The 22,485-nt window shown below is 65.5% G+C and carries 17 protein-coding genes; 13 read left to right on the forward strand and 4 right to left on the reverse strand.

The genetic code is table 11. The features are described from left to right. Positions 1-58 precede the first annotated feature (58 nt). The 3 genes from FJ443_RS06590 to fhuB are packed head-to-tail and all read left to right on the forward strand — an operon-like array spanning position 59 to position 5,149. The gene (locus FJ443_RS06590; protein WP_140663180.1) at positions 59-2,248 is read left to right on the forward strand and encodes a TonB-dependent siderophore receptor; all 2,190 of its coding nucleotides are present in this window, start codon (positions 59-61) and stop codon (positions 2,246-2,248) included. Between the two features lie 49 nt (positions 2,249-2,297). Beyond that, on the forward strand, positions 2,298-3,146 hold the full coding sequence (locus FJ443_RS06595) for an iron-siderophore ABC transporter substrate-binding protein (RefSeq protein WP_224656005.1): 849 nt from the start codon (positions 2,298-2,300) through the stop codon (positions 3,144-3,146). 11 nt (positions 3,147-3,157) lie between these two features. Next, on the forward strand, positions 3,158-5,149 hold the full coding sequence (gene fhuB, locus FJ443_RS06600) for a Fe(3+)-hydroxamate ABC transporter permease FhuB (RefSeq protein WP_210239600.1): 1,992 nt from the start codon (positions 3,158-3,160) through the stop codon (positions 5,147-5,149). A 15-nt stretch (positions 5,150-5,164) separates the two neighbouring features. Here fhuB and FJ443_RS06605 read toward each other — a convergent pair whose 3' ends face one another. Continuing rightward, positions 5,165-6,025: a MurR/RpiR family transcriptional regulator gene (locus FJ443_RS06605; RefSeq protein WP_140497745.1), complete on the reverse strand. Its 861-nt coding sequence runs from the start codon at positions 6,023-6,025 to the stop codon at positions 5,165-5,167. A gap of 169 nt (positions 6,026-6,194) precedes the next feature. Between FJ443_RS06605 and murA the strand changes: the two genes are divergently transcribed. From murA to FJ443_RS06655, 9 genes are all read left to right on the forward strand, one after another. Continuing rightward, positions 6,195-7,451: a UDP-N-acetylglucosamine 1-carboxyvinyltransferase gene (murA, locus tag FJ443_RS06610; RefSeq protein WP_140663186.1), complete on the forward strand. Its 1,257-nt coding sequence runs from the start codon at positions 6,195-6,197 to the stop codon at positions 7,449-7,451. After that, positions 7,448-8,332: an N-acetylglucosamine kinase gene (locus tag FJ443_RS06615; RefSeq protein ID WP_140497741.1), complete on the forward strand. Its 885-nt coding sequence runs from the start codon at positions 7,448-7,450 to the stop codon at positions 8,330-8,332. The genes murA and FJ443_RS06615 overlap by 4 nt, the downstream gene beginning before the upstream one ends. 160 nt (positions 8,333-8,492) lie before the next feature. Continuing rightward, a complete protein-coding gene (gene murQ / locus FJ443_RS06620; RefSeq protein WP_140497739.1) occupies positions 8,493-9,425 on the forward strand; it encodes an N-acetylmuramic acid 6-phosphate etherase in 933 nt (310 codons plus the stop codon). 140 nt (positions 9,426-9,565) lie between these two features. After that, the gene (locus FJ443_RS06625) at positions 9,566-11,080 is read left to right on the forward strand and encodes an ABC transporter substrate-binding protein (protein ID WP_140497737.1); all 1,515 of its coding nucleotides are present in this window, start codon (positions 9,566-9,568) and stop codon (positions 11,078-11,080) included. A gap of 145 nt (positions 11,081-11,225) precedes the next feature. After that, entirely contained in the window at positions 11,226-12,185 is a 960-nt protein-coding gene (locus FJ443_RS06630) for an ABC transporter permease (RefSeq protein WP_140663190.1), read from the forward strand. Beyond that, positions 12,185-13,024, forward strand: a complete 840-nt coding sequence (locus FJ443_RS06635; RefSeq protein WP_140555523.1) for an ABC transporter permease — start codon at positions 12,185-12,187, stop codon at positions 13,022-13,024. The genes FJ443_RS06630 and FJ443_RS06635 overlap by 1 nt, the downstream gene beginning before the upstream one ends. Next, positions 13,021-14,769 carry an ABC transporter ATP-binding protein gene (locus FJ443_RS06640; protein ID WP_140663195.1) on the forward strand — a complete coding sequence of 583 codons (1,749 nt, stop codon included), beginning with the start codon at positions 13,021-13,023 and terminating at the stop codon, positions 14,767-14,769. Before FJ443_RS06635 ends, FJ443_RS06640 begins: the two co-directional genes overlap by 4 nt. A gap of 226 nt (positions 14,770-14,995) precedes the next feature. Beyond that, a complete protein-coding gene (locus FJ443_RS06650; protein WP_140497727.1) occupies positions 14,996-15,997 on the forward strand; it encodes a serine hydrolase in 1,002 nt (333 codons plus the stop codon). Beyond that, positions 15,997-17,112, forward strand: a complete 1,116-nt coding sequence (locus FJ443_RS06655; protein WP_140497724.1) for an anhydro-N-acetylmuramic acid kinase — start codon at positions 15,997-15,999, stop codon at positions 17,110-17,112. Before FJ443_RS06650 ends, FJ443_RS06655 begins: the two co-directional genes overlap by 1 nt. On the opposite strand, the gene FJ443_RS06660 is transcribed toward FJ443_RS06655, so the two are convergent. From FJ443_RS06660 to FJ443_RS06670, 3 genes are all read right to left on the reverse strand, one after another. Continuing rightward, positions 17,113-17,541 carry a GNAT family N-acetyltransferase gene (locus FJ443_RS06660; protein ID WP_140663198.1) on the reverse strand — a complete coding sequence of 143 codons (429 nt, stop codon included), beginning with the start codon at positions 17,539-17,541 and terminating at the stop codon, positions 17,113-17,115. Positions 17,542-17,606: 65 nt separating this feature from the next. Then, positions 17,607-18,998, reverse strand: coding sequence for a sigma-54 dependent transcriptional regulator (locus tag FJ443_RS06665; protein ID WP_140663202.1), 1,392 nt, complete (start codon positions 18,996-18,998; stop codon positions 17,607-17,609). Continuing rightward, complete coding sequence (locus FJ443_RS06670; RefSeq protein WP_140663205.1) at positions 18,995-20,800, reverse strand: sensor histidine kinase; 1,806 nt, start codon at positions 20,798-20,800, stop codon at positions 18,995-18,997. The genes FJ443_RS06665 and FJ443_RS06670 overlap by 4 nt, the downstream gene beginning before the upstream one ends. Before the next feature lie 323 nt (positions 20,801-21,123). Between FJ443_RS06670 and FJ443_RS06675 the strand changes: the two genes are divergently transcribed. Further along, positions 21,124-22,452: a dicarboxylate/amino acid:cation symporter gene (locus FJ443_RS06675; protein ID WP_140497716.1), complete on the forward strand. Its 1,329-nt coding sequence runs from the start codon at positions 21,124-21,126 to the stop codon at positions 22,450-22,452. The last annotated feature ends 33 nt before the right edge of the window (positions 22,453-22,485 follow it).

The raw sequence follows: 22,485 nt of genomic DNA on the forward strand, positions 1-22,485 counted from the left end.
TTGATAAGTTGAGGTAAACCATCAAGTATCTCAACGACGACAGGCGGGGACTTTCCTGATGAGCAGAATTTACCGGATCAAGGCGCTTCTGGCGGCTGGCGTCGCCGCTGCCGCGACGATCCCGCCAATGCCGGCGTTCGCGCAGACGGCGCAATCCAGCACCCAGCTCGAACCGGTCGTGGTCGAGGGCGAGGCCGGAGACAGCGCGACCGGGCCGGTCGACGGCGTCGTCGCCAAGACAACCAGAACCGGCTCCAAGACAGCGACCGACATCAAGGAGGTCCCGCAATCCGTCTCAGTGGTCGGACGGCAGGAGATCGAGGATCAGGGTGCACAGAAAGCTGACGAGGCGCTGCGCTACACCGCCGGCGTCTTTGCCCAACCCTTCGGTCCCGACAGCGACACCAACTGGATGTACATTCGCGGCTTCGATGCAACGGCCACCGGCACCTACATGGATGGCCTCCAGCTGTTCAGTTATGGTTTCGGCGGTTTCTATGTCGACAGCTTCGGCCTTGAGCGCATCGAAGTGCTGAAGGGGCCGGCCTCGGTGCTTTATGGCGGCAGCAATCCGGGCGGCCTGGTCAACTATGTCAGCAAGCGCCCGGATTTCGAACGCACGCGCTATGTCGAAACCGGCATCAACGATGCCGGCAATGTCTATCTCGGCTTCGACATCGGCGATGTCGCCAGCAACGGCACGGTCAGCTACCGGATGACGGGCAAGGTCGCCGGCGGCGATACCTACAGCGACCTGCAGAACGGCTGGCGCGGCTTCATCTCGCCGAGCATTAGCTGGAAGCCAGACGAAGCGACCACGCTAACCATACTGGCCAATTACAGCCACATCGACGAGAACCATAATGGCGGCAGCTTCCTGCCCTACGATGGCACCGTGGTCGATCACATTGTCGGCGGCGTGAACTATGGCCGCATCGATCCCGATGCGAACTTCACGGAGCCGAGCATCGATCTCTACAAGCGCGAACAGGGCTCCCTCGGCTACGAGTTCGAGCACACGTTCGACAATGACTGGACCGTTCGCTCCAGCGCCCGTTTCACCGCCGCCGACATCAACGAGGTCAGCGTCTATCCGAACGGCTGGTCAACGATCGGAGGGCCGACCGAGCTGGCGCGGATCAATTTCGATCATGACACCACGGCCAAGACGTTCCTCGCCGACAACCAGATCGAAGGCAAGGTGGCGACCGGAGCGATCGAACATACGATCCTCGCTGGCGTCGATTTCAAATATTACAACATCGACCAGGTACAGTCGTCCGGCCTCTACGATCCCAATTATGACAATCCAATCGACGCTTTCGATCCGGTGTACGGTTCGCCGCTGACACCTCGCGTCAGCTATCTCAATCAGGACCTGACGCAGAAACAGCTTGGCTTCTATGCACAGGATCAAATGCGCTTCGGCGACGGCTGGCTGGTGACGCTGAACGGCCGCTACGACCGTGGCTGGCTCGAAGCCGACAACCGCCCGACCTATTACTCGGCGGGCTCCAGCACGCAGAGCAGCACGGTTGGCGATTTCTCCGGCCGCGCCGGCCTGGCCTATGAGTTTGCCAACGGCGTAACCCCCTATGCCAGCATCGCCACCTTCTTCAATCCGATCATCGGCACCGATGCGATGGGCAATCTGTTCAAGCCGGAAGAGGGCACGCAATACGAAGTCGGCGTGAAATACGTGCCGACTTTTATCGATGGCCTGTTCACCCTGTCGCTGTTCGACCTGACCCGCCAGAACGTGCCGTCGAATGTCACTCCCTTCACCCAGATGCAGACCGGCGAGGTGCGTTCACGCGGCGTCGAACTCGAAGGCAAGGTGAACGTGACGGAGGATTTCCGGGTTACCGGTGCATTCACAGCTTACGACATCGACATCACCAAGGACGCCAACCCGGCGCTCATCGGCAAGACGCCTTTCATCGTGCCGGAAGTGATGGCTTCCGCATCGGTCGATTACACCTTCCGTGGCGACTGGTATGACGGCATCTCGATTGGCGGCGGGTTGCGCTATATCGGCTCCTCATGGGCAGACAATGAGAATACGGCGAAGGTTCCGGCGGTGACGCTGGCCGACCTGAAGCTCGGCTACGAGAAGGAGAACTGGGGCGTCGACCTCAACATCACCAACCTTTTCGACAAGACCTATGTGTCGAGCTGCCAGACAACGCTCACCTGCTCCTACGGCGAAGGCCGCTCCTTCAAGCTGAAGGCGCACACGAGTTGGTAATCATGGACCGAACCCGCCGGCGATGATCCATCCGCCCAACAGACGGCAGGTGCTTGCGCTAACGGCCGCGGCCTTGCTGCCGCCGGTTGCCGGCAGGACTACGACGACAAATGTTGCCGCGATCGATTGGGGCATGCTGGAAACGCTTCTGGCGCTCGGCATCGAGCCGGCGGCGGCGGCCGAACTGATCCAGTTCCGCAGGATTGCGGTCGAGCCTGCAATTCCCCAATCCGTGACCGATCTCGGACTGCGCGGCACGCCCAACTACGAGCTGTTGCGCATCGTCGCGCCGGACCTGATCGTCATCTCCAATTTCTACGAGTACCAACGCCCGATTCTGGAGCGCATCGCGCCGGTGTTCGCGCAAACCGTCTACGAGGCCGGAGTGCCGCCCTACGCACTCGCCGAGGCAGCGACGCTGGCCCTGGGCGAAAAGCTCGGACGACCGGCCGAAGCGAAGCGTTACGTCGACGAAACCGCCGACGACATAGCGCGGCGTCGCGCCGCCATGCCAACCAGGTCCGCACGGCCGGTCTTTGTCATCAGCCTCGGCGACTCCAGGCACTTCCGCGCCTTCGGCCGGGACTCCATGTTCGGTGACGTGCTCACGCGGCTCGGCCTGGTCAATGCCTGGTCCGAAGAGACAAGTTACAGCGCGGCAGCACCCGTTGGCCTGGAGGCGCTGGCGCGGGTGCCCGAGGCCTCCATCCTGATCGTCTCGCCCTTGCCGGCGGATGTCGGGCGCTCGCTTCCCACCAATGCGTTGTGGAACGCGCTGCCGGCCGTGAGCAAAGGCCGCGTCGCGGTGCTCGAAGCGATCAACCATTTCGGCTGCCTGCCGTCGGCGCGCCGCTTCGCGCGGCTGGCGACGGCGGCGCTTGCGGGTCATGCTTCGTGACGGAGCGCGCTGTGGCCCGAAGCGAGATACCTCACCGCACCATCGGCGGCGCGCTGTCGCCCATAATCCTATGGGGCCTGCTCGCGGGGCTGGCCGCACTCTTGTTCGCATGGAGCGTCGGCATGCAGCAGCCGGCATCGGTGCCGGGCGATCTCCGCCATGTCATCCTGTTCTACAGCTCGCTGCCGCGCGCCGTCGTAGCGGTGCTGGCGGGCGCCGTGCTCGGCCTGTCCGGCCTGCTGTTGCAGCATGTGCTGCGCAATCCGCTGGCGGAACCATCGACGCTCGGCATTTCGGGCGGCGCGCAACTGGCGATGACGCTCGCCTCGCTTTACGCGCCGTTGCTGATGGAGCGATCGCAAGGGCTGGTGGCCTTTGCCGGCGGCACCGCCGCTGTGCTGCTGGTGCTGGCGTTGACTTGGCGGCGCGGGCTGGAGCCGGTGTCGGTCGTGCTCGCCGGAATGATGGTGGCGCTGACCGCGAGTTCCGTCAGCGCCGCGCTGATCCTCGCCAATGGCGATTACCTGTTCTCGCTGTTCATCTGGGGCGGCGGGTCGCTGGTGCAGCAGGATTGGCGACCGGCCATCGCGCTGACGATCAGGCTGGCGGCCGGCGCCGCCGCGGCGCTGATGCTGCTGCGGCCGCTGACCATCCTTGGCCTCGACGACGCCTCGGCTCGCGGCCTTGGCGTTGCCCGCCACACCAGCCGCTTTCTCATCATCGCTCTTGCGGTATGGATGGCAACGACGGTCGCGGCGCAGATCGGCGTCATTGGTTTCGTCGGCCTTGCCGCGCCGGCGCTCGCCATGCTTTCGGGCGCGCGCACCCTGCGGCAGAAGCTGATCGCCGCGCCGCTGATCGGCGCGGTACTGCTGTGGCTGACGGACGGGCTGGTCCAGCTGGCCGCCGGCTCCGGCGGCGAGCGTATTCCGACCGGCGCGGGAACCGCGCTTCTGGGCGGCCCACTGCTGCTGTGGCTGCTGCCGCGGTTGCGCATGTTCGAATGGCCGCATCTCGGTTCCAATGGCGTGACGCCGCGCAAGGCCCGCCGTCCGTGGCTCATCATCCTCGTCTTGCTTGCGCTCACATTTGCCGCCGCCTTGGCCCTCGTGGTCGGGCGCGGACCGGCAGGGTGGTCGATCGCCGGCTGCGACCTGCTGGCCGATCTTGTCTCCTGGCGCGCGCCGCGTGTCGGCGTGGCCGCGGCCGCCGGCGCGATGCTCGCGGCGGCGGGCGTGGTCATCCAGCGCGTTACCGGCAACCCTCTGGCGAGCCCCGAAGTGCTTGGCGTCGGCACCGGCGCGGGCGCCGGTCTGACCGCCGTGCTGACGGTCAGCGCAACGACCGGGCTCGGCTGGCAGCTCGCCGGCTCGGCCGCGGGCTCACTGGCGGCACTGGCCGCCATGCTGGCCATCGCCGCCAAGGCAAAGTTCGGCGCCGACCGATTGCTGCTTGCCGGCATTGCCATGAGCGCACTGTGCAGCGCGCTGATCACCGCGACGATCGCGATGGGCAATACACAGTCCTATGTGCTGTTGCGCTGGCTGAGCGGTTCGACCGGCCAGGCGACCGCCCTGGACGCAGCCGTTGCACTGGCCTGCCTGTTGCCACTGACGCTGCCGCTTTTTCTTGCCGCGCGCTGGCTGGACATCCTGCCGCTCGGGGCCGACAGCGCGCGCGGACTTGGCGTACCCGTAGCCGGCGGGCGGCTGATGCTGGTCGTCGTCAGCGCGCTCCTGACCGCGCTGGCCGCTTTGATCGTCGGCCCGTTGAGCTTCGTCGGCCTGATCGCGCCACACCTTGCCCGGCTCCTCGGCTTTTGGCGCGCACGCATTCATCTTGCCGGGGCGATGCTTCTGGGCGCCTTGCTGATGACCATATCGGACTGGCTGTCGCGCATGGCGGCCTTCCCGTACGAACTGCCTGTCGGCCTGTTCGCCTCACTGCTCGGCGGGCCGTATCTCGTCTACCTGCTTGCCAAGGGCGTGCCTCGTCAGGGCTGACGCGGTCCGGGCATGTCAGGAAGACCATTCGGCCTTCAGCACCGAGACCGCCGCCTCGCTGTTGTGGACGTAGTCATTGGCGTCCGGCTGCTTCTGCACCAGGAGGATGAACAGAAGGTCGGTCAGCGTCAGCTGCGCATCGCGCGCGGTGATGGACGATGAGCGCGCACGCTCCTCGTCGGCGATGGTGTAGAGGCAGATATCGGCAACGCGGCTCAGCGGATTGTCGTGCAGGCCGGTGACCGCGATCACCATGGTGCCGCGCTTGCGGGCAAGCTCGGCGATGCGCAGAGTTTCGATGCTGGCGCCCGAATGGGAGAGCGCGAACAGCACATCGTCAGGCCCGAGCGTCGAGGCATTGGCCATCTGGATATGGCTGTCGCTGTCATGCAGCACATTGCGGCCAAGCTTCATCAGCTTGTAGGAGAAATCACGCGCCACCAGCGAGGAGGCCCCGACGCCGGCCAGATGTATGCGGCGCGCACCATCCAGCAGTTCCAGCGCCCTGGAGATGATCCGCTCGCTGTTGGCGGCGACGGTCCGCTCCATCGACAGAAGCTTGCTGCCGATCAGCTTCTTCAAGATGACCTGATAGCCGTCGCCGACCTCGATCGAACCGTGGATCATACCGGCCGGCACCTGCCATTCCCGCGCCTTGGCTTCGCTGACGGCGAGCTTGAGCTCCTGGTAGCTGGCATAGCCGAGCTTCTGGCTGAATTTGACGACGCTCGACTGGCTGCGCCCGATCTCAGCCGCAAGAGCAGCCGTCGACAGCCGCAGCATCTCCTCGGGATTTTCGACGATGTACTGGCCGATCTCACGATCGCCGGGCGCCATGCCGTCGAGCTTGGCATTGATCCTGTTCAGAACGGACATGATTCCCCTTGCGCTTTGGCGTCCAGCCGCACGGCCAAGGAATAATTTATTCCAATTTCGATTGACAGCCAAGAACGCGGAATTAATTCTCAAGCGGGCCGGATTGAGCTCGGGAACAGCTTTCGAGAGCGCCGCGCCCGGACGCGGCCCGGCGCACAAGGTTTCAGCCATGGACAGACTGCGCATCGTCGGCGGGCAAAGACTGCAAGGCGCGGTCACCATATCGGGCGCCAAGAACGCCGCTCTGCCGCAGATCGCGGCGGCGCTGCTCAGTCCCTACCCGCTCGAACTGACCAACCTGCCCGATGTGACCGATGTCGAGAACATGCTCGGCGTGGTGCGGCTGCACGGCGCCGAGGTGACGCGATCGGCCCATGCCGCGACGATCGACACCAGTGCCGCCGTTTCCAGGGAGACGTCCTACGACACCGTCAGAAAGATGCGCGCGACGGTGCTGGTGCTGGCGCCGCTGCTCGCCCGTTTCGGCCATGCGCGGGTTTCGCTGCCCGGCGGCTGCGCGATCGGCGCGCGGCCGGTCGACATGCATGTCGCCGCACTCGCGGCGCTGGGCGCCCGCATCGCCATCGAGAACGGGCTGATCGTCGCCTCGGCGCCAAACGGGCTCACCGGCACGCGCATCGTGCTGAGCTCGCCATCGGTGGGGGCGACGGAAACCGCCATGATGGCGGCGGCCACGGCCAAGGGCGAAACCGAAATCCTCAACGCGGCGCGCGAGCCGGAGGTGGCCGACCTCGCCGCTTGCCTCAACGCGATGGGCGCGCGCGTCGAAGGCGCCGGCACGCATCGCATCCTGATCGCCGGCGACACGGACTGGCGCGCGGCCAGGCACGACATCATTCCGGACCGGATAGAGGCCGGCACCTATGCCATCGCCGCGGCGATCACCGGCGGGCAACTGGAACTGACGCATGCCCGGCTCGAGCACATGGCCTCGGTGGTGCAACTGCTGGAGGCGACCGGCGTCGGCGTCTGGCCGGGCGACCGCGGGCTCATGGTGTCGCGCGAGCGGCCGCTCAAGGCCGCCGACGTCACGACGGAACCCTATCCGGGCTTTCCGACCGATCTCCAGGCGCAGTTCATGGCGCTGATGTGCTGCGCGCAGGGCGCGTCGCTGCTGCGCGAAACCATTTTCGAGAACCGCTTCATGCATGTTCCCGAACTGATGCGGCTCGGCGCCAACATCAAGCTGCAAGGCACCACCGCGCTGGTGCGCGGCGGCGAGAAACTGCATGGCGCGCAAGTCATGGCCACCGATTTGCGCGCCTCGGTGTCGCTGGTGCTGGCGGCCTTGGTCGCCGAGGGCGAGACGACCATCAACCGGGTCTATCATCTCGACCGTGGCTATGAGCAACTGGACCGCAAGCTGCGTCTGTGCGGCGCCGACATCGAGCGGCTGAGCGCATGAACAACGGCCGCCCCGATTATTTTCTCGGCGTCGACGGCGGCGGGACCGGCTGCCGCGCCCGTATCGAGGACGCCGAAGGGATCGTGCTGGGACAAGGCCTCTCGGGTCCGGCGTCGACGCGGCTCGGCATCGACGCGGCCTGGGCGTCGGTTGCCAAGGCCTTTGGCGCGGCGATCGAGGAGGCAGGGTTCGGCGCGGCCGAGACCACCCGGATCCACGCCGGCATCGGTCTTGCCGGGATCGGCCGCAAGGGCGCGCTGGAGGCGCTGCGGGCGATCGCGCATCCCTTTGCCAGCATCGATTTCGTCAGCGACGGCGTCGCCGCCTGCCTTGGCGCGCATTCGGGCCAGGACGGCGCCATCGTCATCGCCGGCACCGGTTCGATCGGGCTCGGCTTCGTCGAAGGGCGCGACCTGCGCGCCGGAGGCTATGGCTTTCCGATCTCCGACGAAGGCAGCGGCGCCGATTTCGGCTTGAAGGCCGTGCAGCTGGCGTTGCGCGCCCATGACGGCCGGCATGAGCGCACGGCACTGCTGGCGGAAGTCATGCAGCGTTTCGAGAACGACCCGATGCAAGCCGTGGCCTGGATGGACCGCGCCAGCGCCACCGACTATGCGGCCCTGGCGCCGATGGTGATGCGCCACGCCGACCAAGGCGATCCGGCAGGGCGGCGCATCGTGCAAAAGGCCGCCGAACAGATCGACACGCTGGTGCGGGTTCTGGTCGAAAAAGGCGCGCCGCGCGTGGCCCTGCTGGGCGGGCTCGCCAGTCCGCTCGAACCATGGCTCGCACCCGACGTTCGCCGGCGCCTGAAAGCCGCCGATGGCGACGCGGTTTCCGGGGCGATCATTCTTGCCCGCAGGTCACTCGGCAAGCATTAGCGCGGAAGGAATAATTTATTCCATCTTTCCGTTGACGGACCGAATATTGAATTCTAATACGTTAACGAAACGGGGTAGCATAACGAAATACGCGTGTGCCGGAGCCAAAGAGGAACCACTTCCGAACAGGCTGAGCGGCCTGATTTTTGAAAGCACTGGGATGAGCGAGCAAGGTTTGATGTCCGAGCTGGACCGGCTGGTTTCCGAAGGCCGGAATCCGCGGACCATGGACATCGACCTGCTGCCGACGATCGATGTGCTGCGCAAGATCAACGACGAGGACCGGGTGGTTCCGGCAGCGGTCGAAAAGGTGCTGCCGGACATCGCGGCCGCGGTCGAGCGCATCGTCCTCGCCTTCCAGAAAGGCGCTCGGCTTATCTATATGGGCGCCGGCACCAGCGGCCGGCTGGGCGTGCTCGACGCCTCGGAATGTCCGCCCACTTTCGGCGTGCCGGAAGGCATGGTCGTTGGCCTGATCGCCGGCGGGCCCGACGCGCTGGTGCGCTCGACCGAAGGGGCCGAGGATGATCCCAAGATGGGCGCCAGGGCCTTGCAGGACATCAAGCTCACCCCGGACGACGTGGTGGTCGGCATCGCGGTCAGCGGGCGCACGCCCTATGTGATCGGCGGGTTGAATTATGCCAAGCAGGTGGGGGCAACGACGGTCGCCCTGTCCTGCAATCCGGCATCGACCATAGCAGGCATTGCCGACATCGCCATCTCGCCGGTCGTCGGTCCCGAGGTGCTGACCGGCTCGACGCGGCTGAAATCCGGAACGGCGCAGAAGCTGGTGCTCAACATGCTGAGCACGGCCTCGATGATCCGCATCGGCAAGAGCTACCAGAACCTGATGGTGGACCTCAATCCGTCCAACAGGAAACTGGTCGCCAGGGCAACCAGAATCGTGATGCAGACCACAGGCTGCACGGCGGCGCAGGCGCGCCAGGCGCTCGGCCGGACCGGCAACGACGTGAAGCTGGCGATCCTGCTGACCATCACCGGGCTTGAGGTCGAGGAGGCGCGCGCAGCCCTCGCCAAGGCAAGGGGTTTCCTGCGAAAGGCAATCAGCGACGAGACGCATGAAGGCGCTTGAGACCAGACGGCGTGAAGCTGCTTTACACAAGACGGCGCGAAGCCGCATAGACTGGGCCGATGCTCCAAAGCGCGTGTGTCTTGGAAGCGGTCCGCAGAAACTGCAAGGGCATCGGGTTCAAGCAAAGATGGGAGACGAGAATGGTTCACCTCACAAGAAAGCTGCTGTCGGGCGTCACGCTCGCAGCCATGCTCGGCATCGCCACGGTCTCGACGCAGGCGGCGACGCTGCACATGGCCTGGTCGCAGGACGCAACGGGACTTGATCCGCACAAGCAGACGGCCTTTTCCTCGCTGCGGCTCCTGGAGCTGATCTATGAGCCGCTGGTGCGGGTCGATGCCAGCCTGCAGATCATCCCGGCCATCGCCACGTCCTGGGAATTCTCCAAGGACGGCAAGGAGCTGACCTTCAAGCTCGATCCCAAGGCGAAATTCCAGGACGGCGCTGCCGTGACCTCGGCCGACGTCAAGGCGTCTTTCGAGCGCATCCTGGACGAGAAGACAGGCGCCGCCGCCCGCGCCAACTTCCTGTCGATCGCCAGCATCGACACGCCGGACGTTGGAACCGTCGTGTTCCATTTATCGCAGCCCGACGCGCCGATCCTGACGGCGATGAGCGACATCAACGCGGCCATCGTGCCGGCGGCCGAGATCAAGGCCGGCTCGATCGGCACCAAAACGGTCGGCTCCGGCCCGTTCAAGCTCGATAGATGGGACCCCAACGCCAAGGAAGTCTTGAGCGCCAACAAGGAATGGGCCGGCGGCGCGACCGGCGTCGACGGTATCGAAATCAGCGTGCTGCCCGATGAAGCGGCGATCCTCGCCGCCATGCGCACCAAGCAGGTCGATTTCGCGCTGCTCAACGATCCGCTCGTCGCCACGCTGGTGCCGAAGGAGGCTAGCCTGCAACTGAACCGCGCGCCGGTGCTGGCCTATAACGTGCTGCAGCTCAATCCGTCACGCAAGCCGATGACCGAACTCAAGGTGCGCCAGGCGATCTCCTGCGCCATCGACCGGCAGGAGGTTCTGGACACCGCCGCGCTCGGCGAAGGCAAGGTCACCGGACCGCTGACCATCCCAGCACTTGCGACCGATCCCAGCCAGCTCTTCTGCTACAAGCGTGATGTCGAGAAGGCCAAGAAGTTGATGGCGGAGGCAGGCTTTGCCGACGGCTTTTCGGCGACCGTGATCGGCGCCACCGGCGAGCCGCCGACGGCGGCGGCAGAAGCCCAGGTCATCCAATCGCAGCTCGCCGAGATCGGCGTCAAGCTCGACATCAAGATGATGGAGCTCAACGTCTATGTCGACGCCTGGCTGAAGGGCGATTTCGACATGGCGATCGCGCTCAATGGCGGCCGCGCCGACCCCTACACCATGTACAACCGCTACTGGACCAAATCAGGCAATCTGCAGAAGGTGGCCAACTACATCGACGATACGCTGGACAGCCTGATGCAGAAAGGCCGCGCCGAGACCGATCCGGCCAAGCGCAAGGCGATCTTCACCGAGTTCGAGAAGCACCTCGCCGAAGTCTCGCCCTGGATCTGGCTCTACACGTCCTACAGCTATACCGCCCAGCAGAAGAACGTCGCCGGGTTCGTGCCGACGCCGACGGGCACGCTGTTCAGCCTCAGCAAGGTTACCATCCAGCAGTAGCCGTGGGCGGCCCTGGAGACGGATGATTTCAGGTTGAATCGACCTGAAATCTGAATCCGCCTCTAGATCAAAGGGATAGAGCATGATGTCGTCCGAAAACCGCTTCACACTCGGCATCATGCTCTAGACGAGAGGTCTTCTTCGCGTGAACTATCTGATGCGACGACTTGCGGCGTTTCCTCTCGTCCTGCTTGGCGTGTCGATCCTGGTCTTCGTGGCGATCCGGATGGTGCCGGGCGATTCGATCACCGCGATGCTGGGCACCGAAGCCGGCCTGCTGACGCCGGCACAGCGCGATGCGCTCGCCGCCTATTTCGGCATCGACCAGCCCTGGTTCGTCCAGTACTGGCGCTGGATCGGCGGCATCCTGCACGGCAATTTCGGCATCTCCGTCACCTATGGTAGGCCGGTATTGGACGTCATCCTCGAGCGCTTCCCGCTGACGCTGGAACTGGCCGTGCTGTCGATGATCATCGCACTCGCCGCCGGCATGCCGGCGGGCATCTACGCCGCCACGCATAGTGAGAAACTGTCCGACCTCGGTGTGCGCGTCGTCGCTATGATCGGCCAGTCGACGCCGAGCTTCGTGCTCGGCCTTTTGATCATCTACGCGCTGTCGGCCGGCTTCGGCGTGCTGCCGGCCATGGGCGAATTCGCGCCGCTCTGGCAGGATCCCTTGCGCAATCTCAGCCAATTGATCCTGCCTGCCATCACGCTCGGCTTCGCCTTCGCCGCATCGGTCACCCGCATCTCGCGCTCGGCCATGCTCGACGTGTTGAGCGACGACTATGTGCGCACCGCCCGCAGCAAGGGCGCCTCGGCGCGCAGCGTCATCTGGCGGCATGCGCTGCCCAACGCGCTGATCCCCGTGGTGACGCTGAGCGGCATCGAGTTCGGCTATCTCCTGGGCGGCGCGGTCATCGTCGAGCAGATCTATGCCCTGCCCGGCCTCGGCCGCATGGTGCTCGACGCCATACTCCAGCGCGATTACGCGCTGGTGCAGGGCAGCGTGCTGTTCATCGCCTTCAACTTCATGATCGTCAATCTCCTGGTCGACCTCGCCTATGTCGCGCTCGATCCGCGCATCCGGCTGGACGAGCAGTGATGCGCATGCTGCGCGCCATCTTCGGGCACGGCAGCGGCCGTGTCGGCGGCGTGATCGTCGGCGTCTATCTCCTGGTCGCCATCCTCGGCCTGTTGGGACTGACCCCGCACAATCCGATCACGCAATACCGGGTCGACCGGCTGCATGCGCCCAGTGCCGCCTACTGGATGGGCACCGACCTGTTCGGCCGCGACGTGGCGAGCCGGCTGATGGCGGGCGTCGGCCAGTCCTTCACCGTTGCCTTTCTTTCGGTCGCCTTCGCCGCGCTTGCCGGCACCGTGCTGGGGCTCGCCGCCGCCTGGCTCGGGCGTCGCTGGGACGGCGTGCTGATGCGGATCATGGATGTGCTGCTGGCTTTTCCTGCCATTCTTCTGGCGCTGCTGATCGTCACCGTTGCCGGACCGGGCACATGGACCAGCGTGGTCGCCATCGGCATCGTCTATACGCCGATCTTCACACGCGTGGTGCGCGGCCCTGCTTTGTCGCTCAAGGCGCGCGAATTCGTCGACGCCGCGCGCACCTTCGGCAGCAGCTCCAGCTACATCATCACGCGGCACCTGCTGCTCAATCTGATCGCGCCCTTGACCGTCCAGGTGACGCTGGCGCTCGCCTGGGCATTGCTGACCGAGGCTGGCCTCAGCTTCCTCGGTCTCGGCACGCAGCCACCGGCCGCCTCGCTCGGCCTGATGCTGAGCGACAGCCGCAATCTGATGGAAACCGCCCCATGGCTGATGATCTTCCCGGGCCTGGCGATCATGATCAGTATTCTGGGCTTCAACCTCTTGGGCGACGCCTTGCGCGACATCCTCGATCCCAGAATGCGGAGAGCGCTCGCATGATCCCGCTTCTGTCGGTCCGCGATCTGCGCGTCGGCTTCGGCCGCCACCCGAAAGCCAATGAGGTGGTGCGCGGCGTCAGCTTCGATCTCGCCGACGGCGAAACGCTGGCCATTGTCGGCGAAAGCGGCTCGGGCAAGTCCGTCACCGCGCTGTCGATCAACCGTCTCATCGATTTCGGCGGCGGCCGCATCACCGGCGGCGCCATGACGCTGAAACGGGCCGACGGCAGTCTCTTCGACCTGACGACCGCGACCGAGCGGCAACTGACCGGGATTCGCGGCGCAGAGATCGGCATGATCTTCCAGGAGCCGATGACCTCGCTCAATCCTGTGCTGACGATCGGCACGCAGATCGAGGAATCGTTCCGGCTGCATCGCGACCTGACCGGCCGGCAGGCCACGGCGGCGGCCAGGGACGCGCTCGACCGAGTGCGCATCCCCGATGCGGCAAGGCGGCTGAAATACACACCCAACCAGCTGTCGGGCGGCATGCTGCAAAGGGTGATGATCGCCATTGCGCTCGCCTGCAATCCGCGTCTGCTGATCGCCGACGAACCGACCACGGCGCTCGATGTGACGGTACAGGCGCAGATCATGGCGCTGCTTGCGGAGCTCAAGCAGGAAAGCGGCATGTCGATGATCTTCATCACCCACGACATCGGCCTTGTCGCCGGGATCGCCGACACTGTGATGGTGATGCAGAACGGGCAGGCCATGGAACAGGGCGAACTGAACCAGGTCCTCGACAGGCCGCAGCACGCCTACACGCAGCATCTGTTGCAGGATGTGCCGCATTTCGCCCACGGCCGCGCGACACGCACGGACGGGCAGCGCGACAAGAACGCAAGGACGGACCCGGCCCTTGAGGTCAACGGCCTCGTGGTGCGGTTTTCGCTCAAGAGCAGTTTCTTCAGCCATGCCAGCGGCGCGGTGCACGCCGTGGACGGTGTCGACTTCGACCTGATGCCGGGAGAGACATTGGCCATTGTCGGCGAGAGTGGCTCGGGCAAATCAACCACCGCGAAAGCAGTCCTTGGGCTGGTGCGCTCGACGCGCGGCAGCTTCTCGGTCGGCGCCCGGACGGCCTCGGCAAAGCACGGCGCCAAGCCCGTGCAGATGGTTTTCCAGAATCCCTACGCTTCGCTCAACCCGCGGCTGAGCATCGAGAGCATCCTGGCGGAGCCGGTGATCGCCAATGGCGGCCGGGCGGACGCCGAAACGCGAGCCAGGATGGCGAGCCTGCTGGAGCGCGTCGGCCTGCCGCAGAACAGTTTGCAGCGCTATCCGCACGAATTCTCCGGAGGCCAGCGGCAAAGGCTGTGCATTGCCCGCGCGCTGATGCTCAACCCGTCGGTCGTCGTTCTGGATGAAGCGGTTTCCGCCCTCGATGTTTCGGTTCAGGCCAAGGTGCTGGAGCTGCTGGTCGACCTGCAGCGCGAGTTCGGGCTGGCCTATCTGTTCATCTCACACGATATGGCTGTCGTCGAGCGGATCGCTCATCGCATCGCCGTCATCTATGCCGGCCAGATCGTCGAGATCGGAGACGCGGCCTCGGTGCTGTCGGCGCCGAAACATTCCTACACGAAGAAGCTCATATCAGCGGTTCCGGCCATCGACCGGCGGCATGAGCGTTTCGAGGTCGACACACGCCAGGTGCCTTCCCTGGTGCGCCCGCAAGGGTTTGAGCCGGCGCCGGCGAGATGGGAGGAATTTGGGGTAGATCATATGGCGAGGGTGGAAGGGTGATGCATGGTGCCCTGGGCTCGGTTAGGTCGGCGGGACAGCACCCCCCTCTGTCCTGCCGGGCATCTCCCCCGCAAGGGGGGAGATCGGATGTCGCCTCGGCTTTCGCCAATCTCCGATGTTGGAAGGCTGGCGGGACATCAACTCTGCCAATCTCCCCCCTTGCGGGGGAGATGCCCGGCAGGGCAGAGGGGGGTGTGACGGAACTCGGCCTTTCAGGAGGCCCGCATTGACCAACCTCGCCCAGATCTTCGACCGCGCGTTCCAACCACTCGCAGCGGCAGTTGCCGCCAAGCGCATCCCCGGTGGCGTGCTCGGCATCGTTGACAGGAATGGCGACCGCATCACCAGGGCGATCGGCTCAGCCCAACTCGTGCCTAAGCAGCGACCGATGCGTGAGGAGACCTGGTTCGACCTGGCATCCCTGACCAAGGTGATCTTCACCACGCCGCGCATTCTGGCGCTGGCTCAGGACGGTGCCATCGATCTCGACGCACCACTCGTCTCGGTGCTGCCGGACCTTCGCCAATATGACGCGAGTGCCTGGGAGCGGAAGGTGACGTTTCGCCAGTGCCTCGGGCACCAGACGCCCTTCCCGGCCGTCGAACCGATCTACACTTACGGGCGCGACCCCGACTTGCTGCGCGCCTTCATCCTGCAACGGGAATGGCGGGCCCGCGATCCGGTCTATTCCGACATCAATTTCATCCTGCTCGGTTTTGCGCTCGAGCGGCTGTCGGGCAAAACCATCCGCGACATGGAGCCCGGTCCGGGCTTTGCGTGGTCCGCCGAGCCAGATCTCGCCGCTGCAACAGAAGACTGCACCTGGCGCCATCGGGTTCTGTCCGGCGAGGTTCACGACGACAATTGCGCGGCGCTGCAAGGCGCCGGCCATGCCGGCCTGTTCGGCACGGCGGCCTCGGTGCTCGATTTCGCCCAAGGGCTGCTGGACGGCGCATCCGAACGGTCGATCGCGCTGATGCGCACGCCCTTGTCCGCTACCCGCACCCACGGTTGGGAGCGTCCTTATGACGGCTGGTCCGGCGGCGCCTTGTGCAGCCCGCAAACAATAGGCCACACCGGCTTTACCGGTACGGGGCTGTGGATCGACTTCGACAAGGGAAAGGCCTGGACCTTGCTTACCAACCGGATCCATCCGACACGTCACTTCGACAGCGGAATCGTCGCGCTTCGCCAAGCGGTCGGCGATCTCATCAATGGAGTTCGATAATGGAATCCATCTGGGCCGTCGGCCTGATGACCGGCACCGTGCTGGACGGCAACATCGATGTCGCCCTGATCAAGACAGATGGCGAGCGCATCGACGATTTCGGCACCTACCGGCTGATGCCCTACCCCCCGTCGATCCGCTCGCTGCTGGAAGAGACGCTTAAGCAGGCGCGGGGCTGGAATTTTGCCGGACCGGAGCCGGCGATCTTCCGCGAGGCCGAGGAGGCGCTGACGCGCGCGCAATCGGCGGCGGTCAGGGAGCTCGTCGAAGGCCATGGGATGACAATGGCGGATATCGGCGTCGTCGGCTTCCACGGCCAGACCGTGCTGCATCGCGCGCCGCAAATCGGCCGGCTCGGACAGACCCGGCAGCTCGGCGACGGCGAGTTGATGCATGCGATCCTCGGCACCAAGGTCGCCTATGATTTCCGCTCTGCCGACATGCGCGCCGGAGGACAGGGCGCGCCGTTGGCGGCCGCCTATCACACCGCGCTGATGCGCAGCGCCGGCGCCAGTGGCGAGGTAGCCGTGCTCAACCTAGGCGGCGTCGCCAACATCACCTGGTGGGACGGCGGCGACAATGTCGTTGCCTTCGACACCGGCCCCGCCAACGCGCCGCTCAACGACTTCATCAAGTCAAAGGGGCTCGGCGAAATGGACCGCGACGGCGCGCTTGGCCGGGGGGGAACGGTCGACGAAGCCCGGCTCGCCAAGCTGCTGCAACACCCCTATTTGACCAAACCCTATCCGAAATCGCTGGACCGTTTCGACTTCGGCGCCACCATGGCGGATGGCCTGAGCGCCGAGGACGGCGCCGCGCTTTTGACCGCCTTCACCGCCGCCGCGGTCGGCAAGGCACTCGATCTTCTGCCGAGCCGGCCGAAAAGACTGGTGGTCAGCGGCGGCGGCCGCCACAACCCGACGATGATGGCAATGATCGCCAGCCGCGCCGGTGTCGAGGTGGTGCAGGCCGAAAGCCTCGGCTGGAGCGGCGACGCGGTGGAGGCGGAGTGTTTTGCCTTTTTGGCGGTGCGCGTGCTGCGCGGCCTGCCGATCAGTTTCCCCAGCACGACGGGCGCGCCGCAGCCGATGCGCGGCGGACGGCTGGCCGGTTGATCAGCCCGCCGACAGTTTTTTCTGCAGGAAGACGCGGCTGCGGCCGACGGGGAAATCGGCGAGTGTTCCGAAGGGCTGATAGCCCTGGCGCCGATAGACCCTGGCGGCGTTGGGGTTGAAGGTGTCGATCCAGGCGTTCTGGCAGCCGCGCGCCATCGCCTCCTTCTCAGCCGCGTCCAGCATCGTGCCGGCCATGTGCCGACCGCGCAGCCTTTCGTCGACCCACAGCCATTGCACGTAAAGCCAGCCCCAGGCGGTGTAGCCCGAAATGCCCGCGACAATCGCGCCGGCTTCATCACGCACGAACACCGCAAGGGCCTTCCTTTCGGAAGCGCCGACATCGCCGTCGTTGAACGCCATCAACCGCTCGCCGAGAAAGGCGAGCTCCTCGGGCAAGGGGGTTGCCGTCGTTTCAAGTGTCGTGATCATGGCTCATCCGAAATGCGCAACGGGAGACGAACAGAGTTACGAAGGCCGGAGCGCCTGCGCAACGCCTAAGTCCGTTCCCGAACAGCTTGCCGGTCCGGGTCGCCACCATTGCGGAATTCGGAGGCGGAAATGCCGTAGCGCTTGAGCTTGTCGTAGAAAGTCTTGCGCGGCACGCCGAGTGCGTCGATGGCCCCGCGCACGTCGCCGGCATGATCGCGCAAAGCCTCGCGGATGAGTTGCGCCTCGTAGCGGCCGACCCGTTCGGGCAGCGCCGCCGAGGGCTCCGGCAAGCGCGCGGACGTTGCCCTGGCCTCCTCGTCGGGCCCGAGGCCAAGCGCGACCCGGTCGGCAAAATGCGCGAGCTCGCGCACATTGCCCGGCCAGTCATGCGACTGGAGATGGTCGCTCACCGCGGCATTCACGGCCGCGACAGGACGGCCGAAACGCTGCGAGGCCTTGCCCAGGAAATGCCCGAACAGCATCGGGATGTCGCCGCGCCGCTCGCGCAGCGGCGGGATGCGTAGCGTCACGACGTTGAGGCGGAAATAGAGATCCTCGCGGAAATCGCCGCGCTGGTCCGGCCGGCCTAGATCGACCTTCGTTGCCGCGACGACCCGCAGATCGAGGCGGCGCGTTTCGTTGGAGCCGAGCGGGGTGAGGCTGCGCGTTTCCAGCACCCGCAGCAGTTTGACCTGGAGCGGCGGCGGCATGGATTCGATTTCGTCGAGGAACAGCGTACCGCCGCTGGAATGCTCGATGCGGCCGATCCGCCGCCGCTGCGCTCCGGTGAACGCACCCGGCTCGTGGCCGAACAGCTCGCTCTCGATGACGGTCTCCGGCAGGGCGCCGCAATTCAGCGCCACGAAAGGCTTTGCGCGGCGCCGGCTCCATCGGTGCAGGAGATCCGCCACCACCTCCTTGCCGGTGCCGGTCTCCCCTTCCACCAGCACGTCGACATCCATGTCGGCGATCTGACGCAAGGTCTCGCGCAGGCGGCGGATGGCGGGCGCCTCGCCGATCAGCGGCAGGCCGTCGGCGGCCTGTGCGGCGGCCTCGTGCAGCCGCCGGTTCTCCATCACCAGCCGCCGCTTTTCGCTTGCCCGCTTCAGTGCCTCGACAAGGCGCTCGCCCGCATAGGGTTTCGGGATGAAATCGTAGACGCCGTCCTTGAGCGCCGCCACCGCGAGATCGACATCGCCATGCCCGGTGACTAGGATCACCGGTATGTCGATGTCGATCGCCCTGATGCGATCGAACAGCTGCAAGCCGTTCATGCCGGGCATGCGGATATCGCTGACAACCACGCCCTGGAAATCCCGGTCGACGGCGGCAAGCGCTGCCTCCGCGGCCTTGAACGCGATCACGCCGAAGCCGGCAAGCTCGAGCAATTGCGTGGTGGCGTGAAGCAGATCCGCGTCGTCTTCGACGAGCGCGACCAGCCCTGATCCCTCAGTCATTCAATTCGCCTCAGATCTATGGTGAAGGATGCGCCTTTCGTGCTGCCCGGATCGAGGCGCAGCGTGCCGCCCAGTTCCTGGGCGATCTCCTGCGAGATCACCAGACCGAGGCCAAGCCCCTTTTCCTTGGTGGTCTGGAACGGCATGAACAAATTGCCGGCCGCTTCCGGCCCGAGGCCAGGTCCATTGTCGCGCACCGAAACCAGCACCCTGTCGTCGCGCTCGGCAAGCTCGATCTCGATGCGCGGATCGGGCCGGTCCTTCAGGGCATCCAGCGCATTCTGCAAGAGATTGACCAGGATCTGCTCCAGCCGGATTCGGCTGGCCATGACCGTCGGCGAGGCGGTGCCGCGCGGCTTGACGACGGTCACGCCGGAATCGCGGATGCGGCCGGACAGGAGCGACAGCGCGCCGTCGATCGCTTCGCGCACGGGCAATGGCGAGGCGGCGACGCCTGGCCGCCGTGCGAAGGTGCGCAGCGTGCTGGTGATGGCGCCGATGCGCTCGGTCATCGACACGATCGATGTCAGGTTGCCCGAGACGGATTCGACTTTGTCGCCATGCAGGAAGCGGCCGGCATTCTCGGCGTAGGTGCGTATCGCCGCCACCGGCTGGTTGATCTCATGCGCGACGCCGGCGGCGATCTGGCCGAGGATGGAAAGCCGGTTGGCCTGGGCGAGGTCGTCGCGCAGTCGGCGGACCTTGGCCTCGGCGTTTTCGCGCTCGGCGATCTCGCCGGCAAGGGCGGTGTTGGAGCGGGTCAGTTCCGCCGTTCGCGTGCTTACCCTGCTCTCCAGTTCAGCATTCATGCGCGCCAGCGCTTCCTGCCTCACGCGGCGCGCACGGCGGCGCCTGAGAAGCACGTAGGCAAGCAAACCCGTTAACAGCAACGCCAGCAGCGTGGTCAGGCGCGCCGTGTTGACGGCCGACGTCAAGGCGGCATCGGCAGGTGTGAGCAGCCACAGACGCCAGCCGGGAACGGCGCCGGGCAGGTCCTGCACCACTTCGACGAACTGGCGCGATTTTCCGGCATTGTCGATTGTCGCCAGGCCGTCACCGGCACCGCGTCGTATCGGCAGCGGTTCGAAGCCGGTTTCGGCGAGTTGAAGCTGCGCGTGGGCTGTCGCGGCATCCGCGGCCGAGAGCGGCGCAAGCGCGTGGAACCGCCACTCGGGCCGGCTGGTCGCCAGCACGACACCGCGCTCGTCGGTGACGAAGACGACAAAGCCGCTGGAGCGCCAATTGGCTTCGACGCCGTCGAGTTCGACCTTCAGTACGGCGACGCCGAGCGGCGTCTTGCCGTCATCGACGCGGCTGGCGAGATAAAGTCCCGGCCTGCCGCTGATCGTGCCGAGGCCATACTGGCTGGCGGCGCCCTTGGTCATGGCGTCGGTGAAATAGTGGCGGAAATTGTAGTCGATGCCGACGAAGCTGCCCGGCTCGCCGGCGTTGCTGGCCGATATCGCGATGCCTGCCGTGTCGATGACATAGATGGCGGATGCCGAGGCGTCGGCGGCAATGGCGCGGAGCTTGTCGTCGAGCGCTGTCTCTTGCGTTTTGCCGGCCCGGCGCAACGCGTCGCGCACCGCATCGTCGCGTGCCAGCACCAAGGGAACGAGACGCTGCTTTTCGATTTCGCCGGTCAAGGTGCCCGCCGCCAGCGGCAAGGCTGCCAGTGCTCCGTCGCGGAGATCGCCGGCAGCCTGGTTGGCGGCAAGGCGCCCGGCAATCGCGACCGCCCCCGCCAGCATTGCCAGGCCGATCAGGAGAATGAGCCAGCGGCCGTCACGCAGCCTGGCCATCGCTTCGCGCAGCAGGTCGCGGCCGGCGAACTCCGGGGATGCGCTATCGGTGTCTGCCTGCGGCGTCTGCCCTCTCCACCGTTCGCTGTTCAGCAGCCACTGTAATGCGAAACTCCGCCCAGGCAAACAAGGGTGAGTGCGGAAATCCGCACAGGCCTCCATCGAAGCGGGGACAAAACTGCCAGAAATCCAGGGTTCCGGCCTTTTCTCGATCTGGCACGGCGCTTGCAAAACTCCCGACAGCGGCGAGCGACCGGAGCGCCGCGATGGGAGAAGTCTTGCGGAGCGGCGCGTGCCGTTCCCTCCGGCCAGGGAGATAGCAGATGCACATGGCAGACCAATCACGCGCGCCCGCCGCGCAGCGCAAGCCGCTCTACGCCCAACTCTACGTGCAGGTGCTGGTGGCGATCACCGTCGGCATCCTGCTCGGCCATTTCTATCCGTCGCTCGGCGAGAGCATGAAGCCGCTTGGCGACGCCTTCATCAAGCTGGTCAAGATGATCATCGCCCCGGTTATCTTCCTGACCGTCGCCACCGGCATCGCCGGCATGAGCGACCTGCAGAAGGTCGGGCGCGTCGCCGGCAAGGCGATGCTCTACTTCCTCACCTTCTCGACGCTGGCGCTCATCATCGGCCTGATCGTGGCCAATGTTGTGCAGCCCGGCGCCGGCTTCAACATCGACCCGGCGACGCTCGACGCCGCGACCGTCAACAGCTACGCCGCCAAGGCGCACGACCAGTCGGTCACCGGCTTCCTGATGAACATCATCCCGACGACCATCGTCGGCGCCTTCGCCGACGGCGACATATTGCAGGTGCTGTTCTTTTCAGTGCTGTTCGGCATTGCGCTGGCGCTGGTCGGCGACAAGGGCGCGCCGGTGCTCAATTTCCTGCAGGCGCTGATGGCGCCGATGTTCAAGCTGGTCAGCGTGCTGATGAAGGCAGCCCCCATCGGCGCCTTCGGCGCCATGGCCTTCACCATCGGCAAATACGGCATCGGCTCGGTCATCAACCTCGCCATGCTGGTCGGCACCTTCTACATGACCGCTTTCCTGTTCGTGTTTATCGTGCTGGGCGCCGTCTGCCGCTACAACGGCTTCTCCATCCTGTCGCTGATCCGCTACATCAAGGAGGAGCTGCTTCTGGTGCTGGGCACCTCGTCTTCGGAAGCGGCACTGCCCTCGCTGATGGAGAAAATGGAGAAGGCCGGCGCGAAGCGCTCGGTGGTCGGCCTGGTCATCCCGACCGGCTATTCCTTCAACCTCGACGGCACCAACATCTATATGACGCTGGCCGCGCTGTTCATCGCGCAGGCGACGAACATCCACCTCTCCTTCGGCGACCAGATCCTGCTGCTCCTGGTGGCGATGCTTTCCTCCAAGGGGGCGGCCGGCATCACCGGCGCCGGCTTCATCACCCTTGCCGCCACGCTTTCGGTGGTGCCGGCCGTGCCTGTCGCCGGCATGGCGCTTATCCTCGGCGTCGATCGCTTCATGTCGGAATGCCGGGCGCTGACCAACTTCGTCGGCAATGCGGTGGCGACGCTGGTGGTGGCGCGCTGGGAAGGCGAGCTCGACGAGGCCAAGCTGGCCAGGGCGCTGGCGGGAACGGCCGACGACAGCCTGCCGGCGGACATCGTTCCAGCCGAGTAATCGCAGCGGCCGCATAGCGATAGCAAATGGCCG

It is taken from the genome of Mesorhizobium sp. B2-6-1, assembly GCF_006440475.1.
GTDB lineage: Bacteria > Pseudomonadota > Alphaproteobacteria > Rhizobiales > Rhizobiaceae > Mesorhizobium.

What these genes read in the sequence shown, in the direction of transcription:
- FJ443_RS06590 (WP_140663180.1), top strand. Translation starts at nt 59, where the DNA reads ATGAGCAGAATTTACCGGATCAAGGCGCTTCTGGCGGCTGGCGTCGCC.
- FJ443_RS06605 (WP_140497745.1), bottom strand. Translation starts at nt 6,025, where the DNA reads ATGTCCGTTCTGAACAGGATCAATGCCAAGCTCGACGGCATGGCGCCC.
- murA (WP_140663186.1), top strand. Translation starts at nt 6,195, where the DNA reads ATGGACAGACTGCGCATCGTCGGCGGGCAAAGACTGCAAGGCGCGGTC.
- FJ443_RS06615 (WP_140497741.1), top strand. Translation starts at nt 7,448, where the DNA reads ATGAACAACGGCCGCCCCGATTATTTTCTCGGCGTCGACGGCGGCGGG.
- murQ (WP_140497739.1), top strand. Translation starts at nt 8,493, where the DNA reads ATGAGCGAGCAAGGTTTGATGTCCGAGCTGGACCGGCTGGTTTCCGAA.
- FJ443_RS06625 (WP_140497737.1), top strand. Translation starts at nt 9,566, where the DNA reads ATGGTTCACCTCACAAGAAAGCTGCTGTCGGGCGTCACGCTCGCAGCC.
- FJ443_RS06635 (WP_140555523.1), top strand. Translation starts at nt 12,185, where the DNA reads ATGCGCATGCTGCGCGCCATCTTCGGGCACGGCAGCGGCCGTGTCGGC.
- FJ443_RS06640 (WP_140663195.1), top strand. Translation starts at nt 13,021, where the DNA reads ATGATCCCGCTTCTGTCGGTCCGCGATCTGCGCGTCGGCTTCGGCCGC.
- FJ443_RS06655 (WP_140497724.1), top strand. Translation starts at nt 15,997, where the DNA reads ATGGAATCCATCTGGGCCGTCGGCCTGATGACCGGCACCGTGCTGGAC.
- FJ443_RS06660 (WP_140663198.1), bottom strand. Translation starts at nt 17,541, where the DNA reads ATGATCACGACACTTGAAACGACGGCAACCCCCTTGCCCGAGGAGCTC.
- FJ443_RS06665 (WP_140663202.1), bottom strand. Translation starts at nt 18,998, where the DNA reads ATGACTGAGGGATCAGGGCTGGTCGCGCTCGTCGAAGACGACGCGGAT.
- FJ443_RS06670 (WP_140663205.1), bottom strand. Translation starts at nt 20,800, where the DNA reads ATGGCCAGGCTGCGTGACGGCCGCTGGCTCATTCTCCTGATCGGCCTG.
- FJ443_RS06675 (WP_140497716.1), top strand. Translation starts at nt 21,124, where the DNA reads ATGCACATGGCAGACCAATCACGCGCGCCCGCCGCGCAGCGCAAGCCG.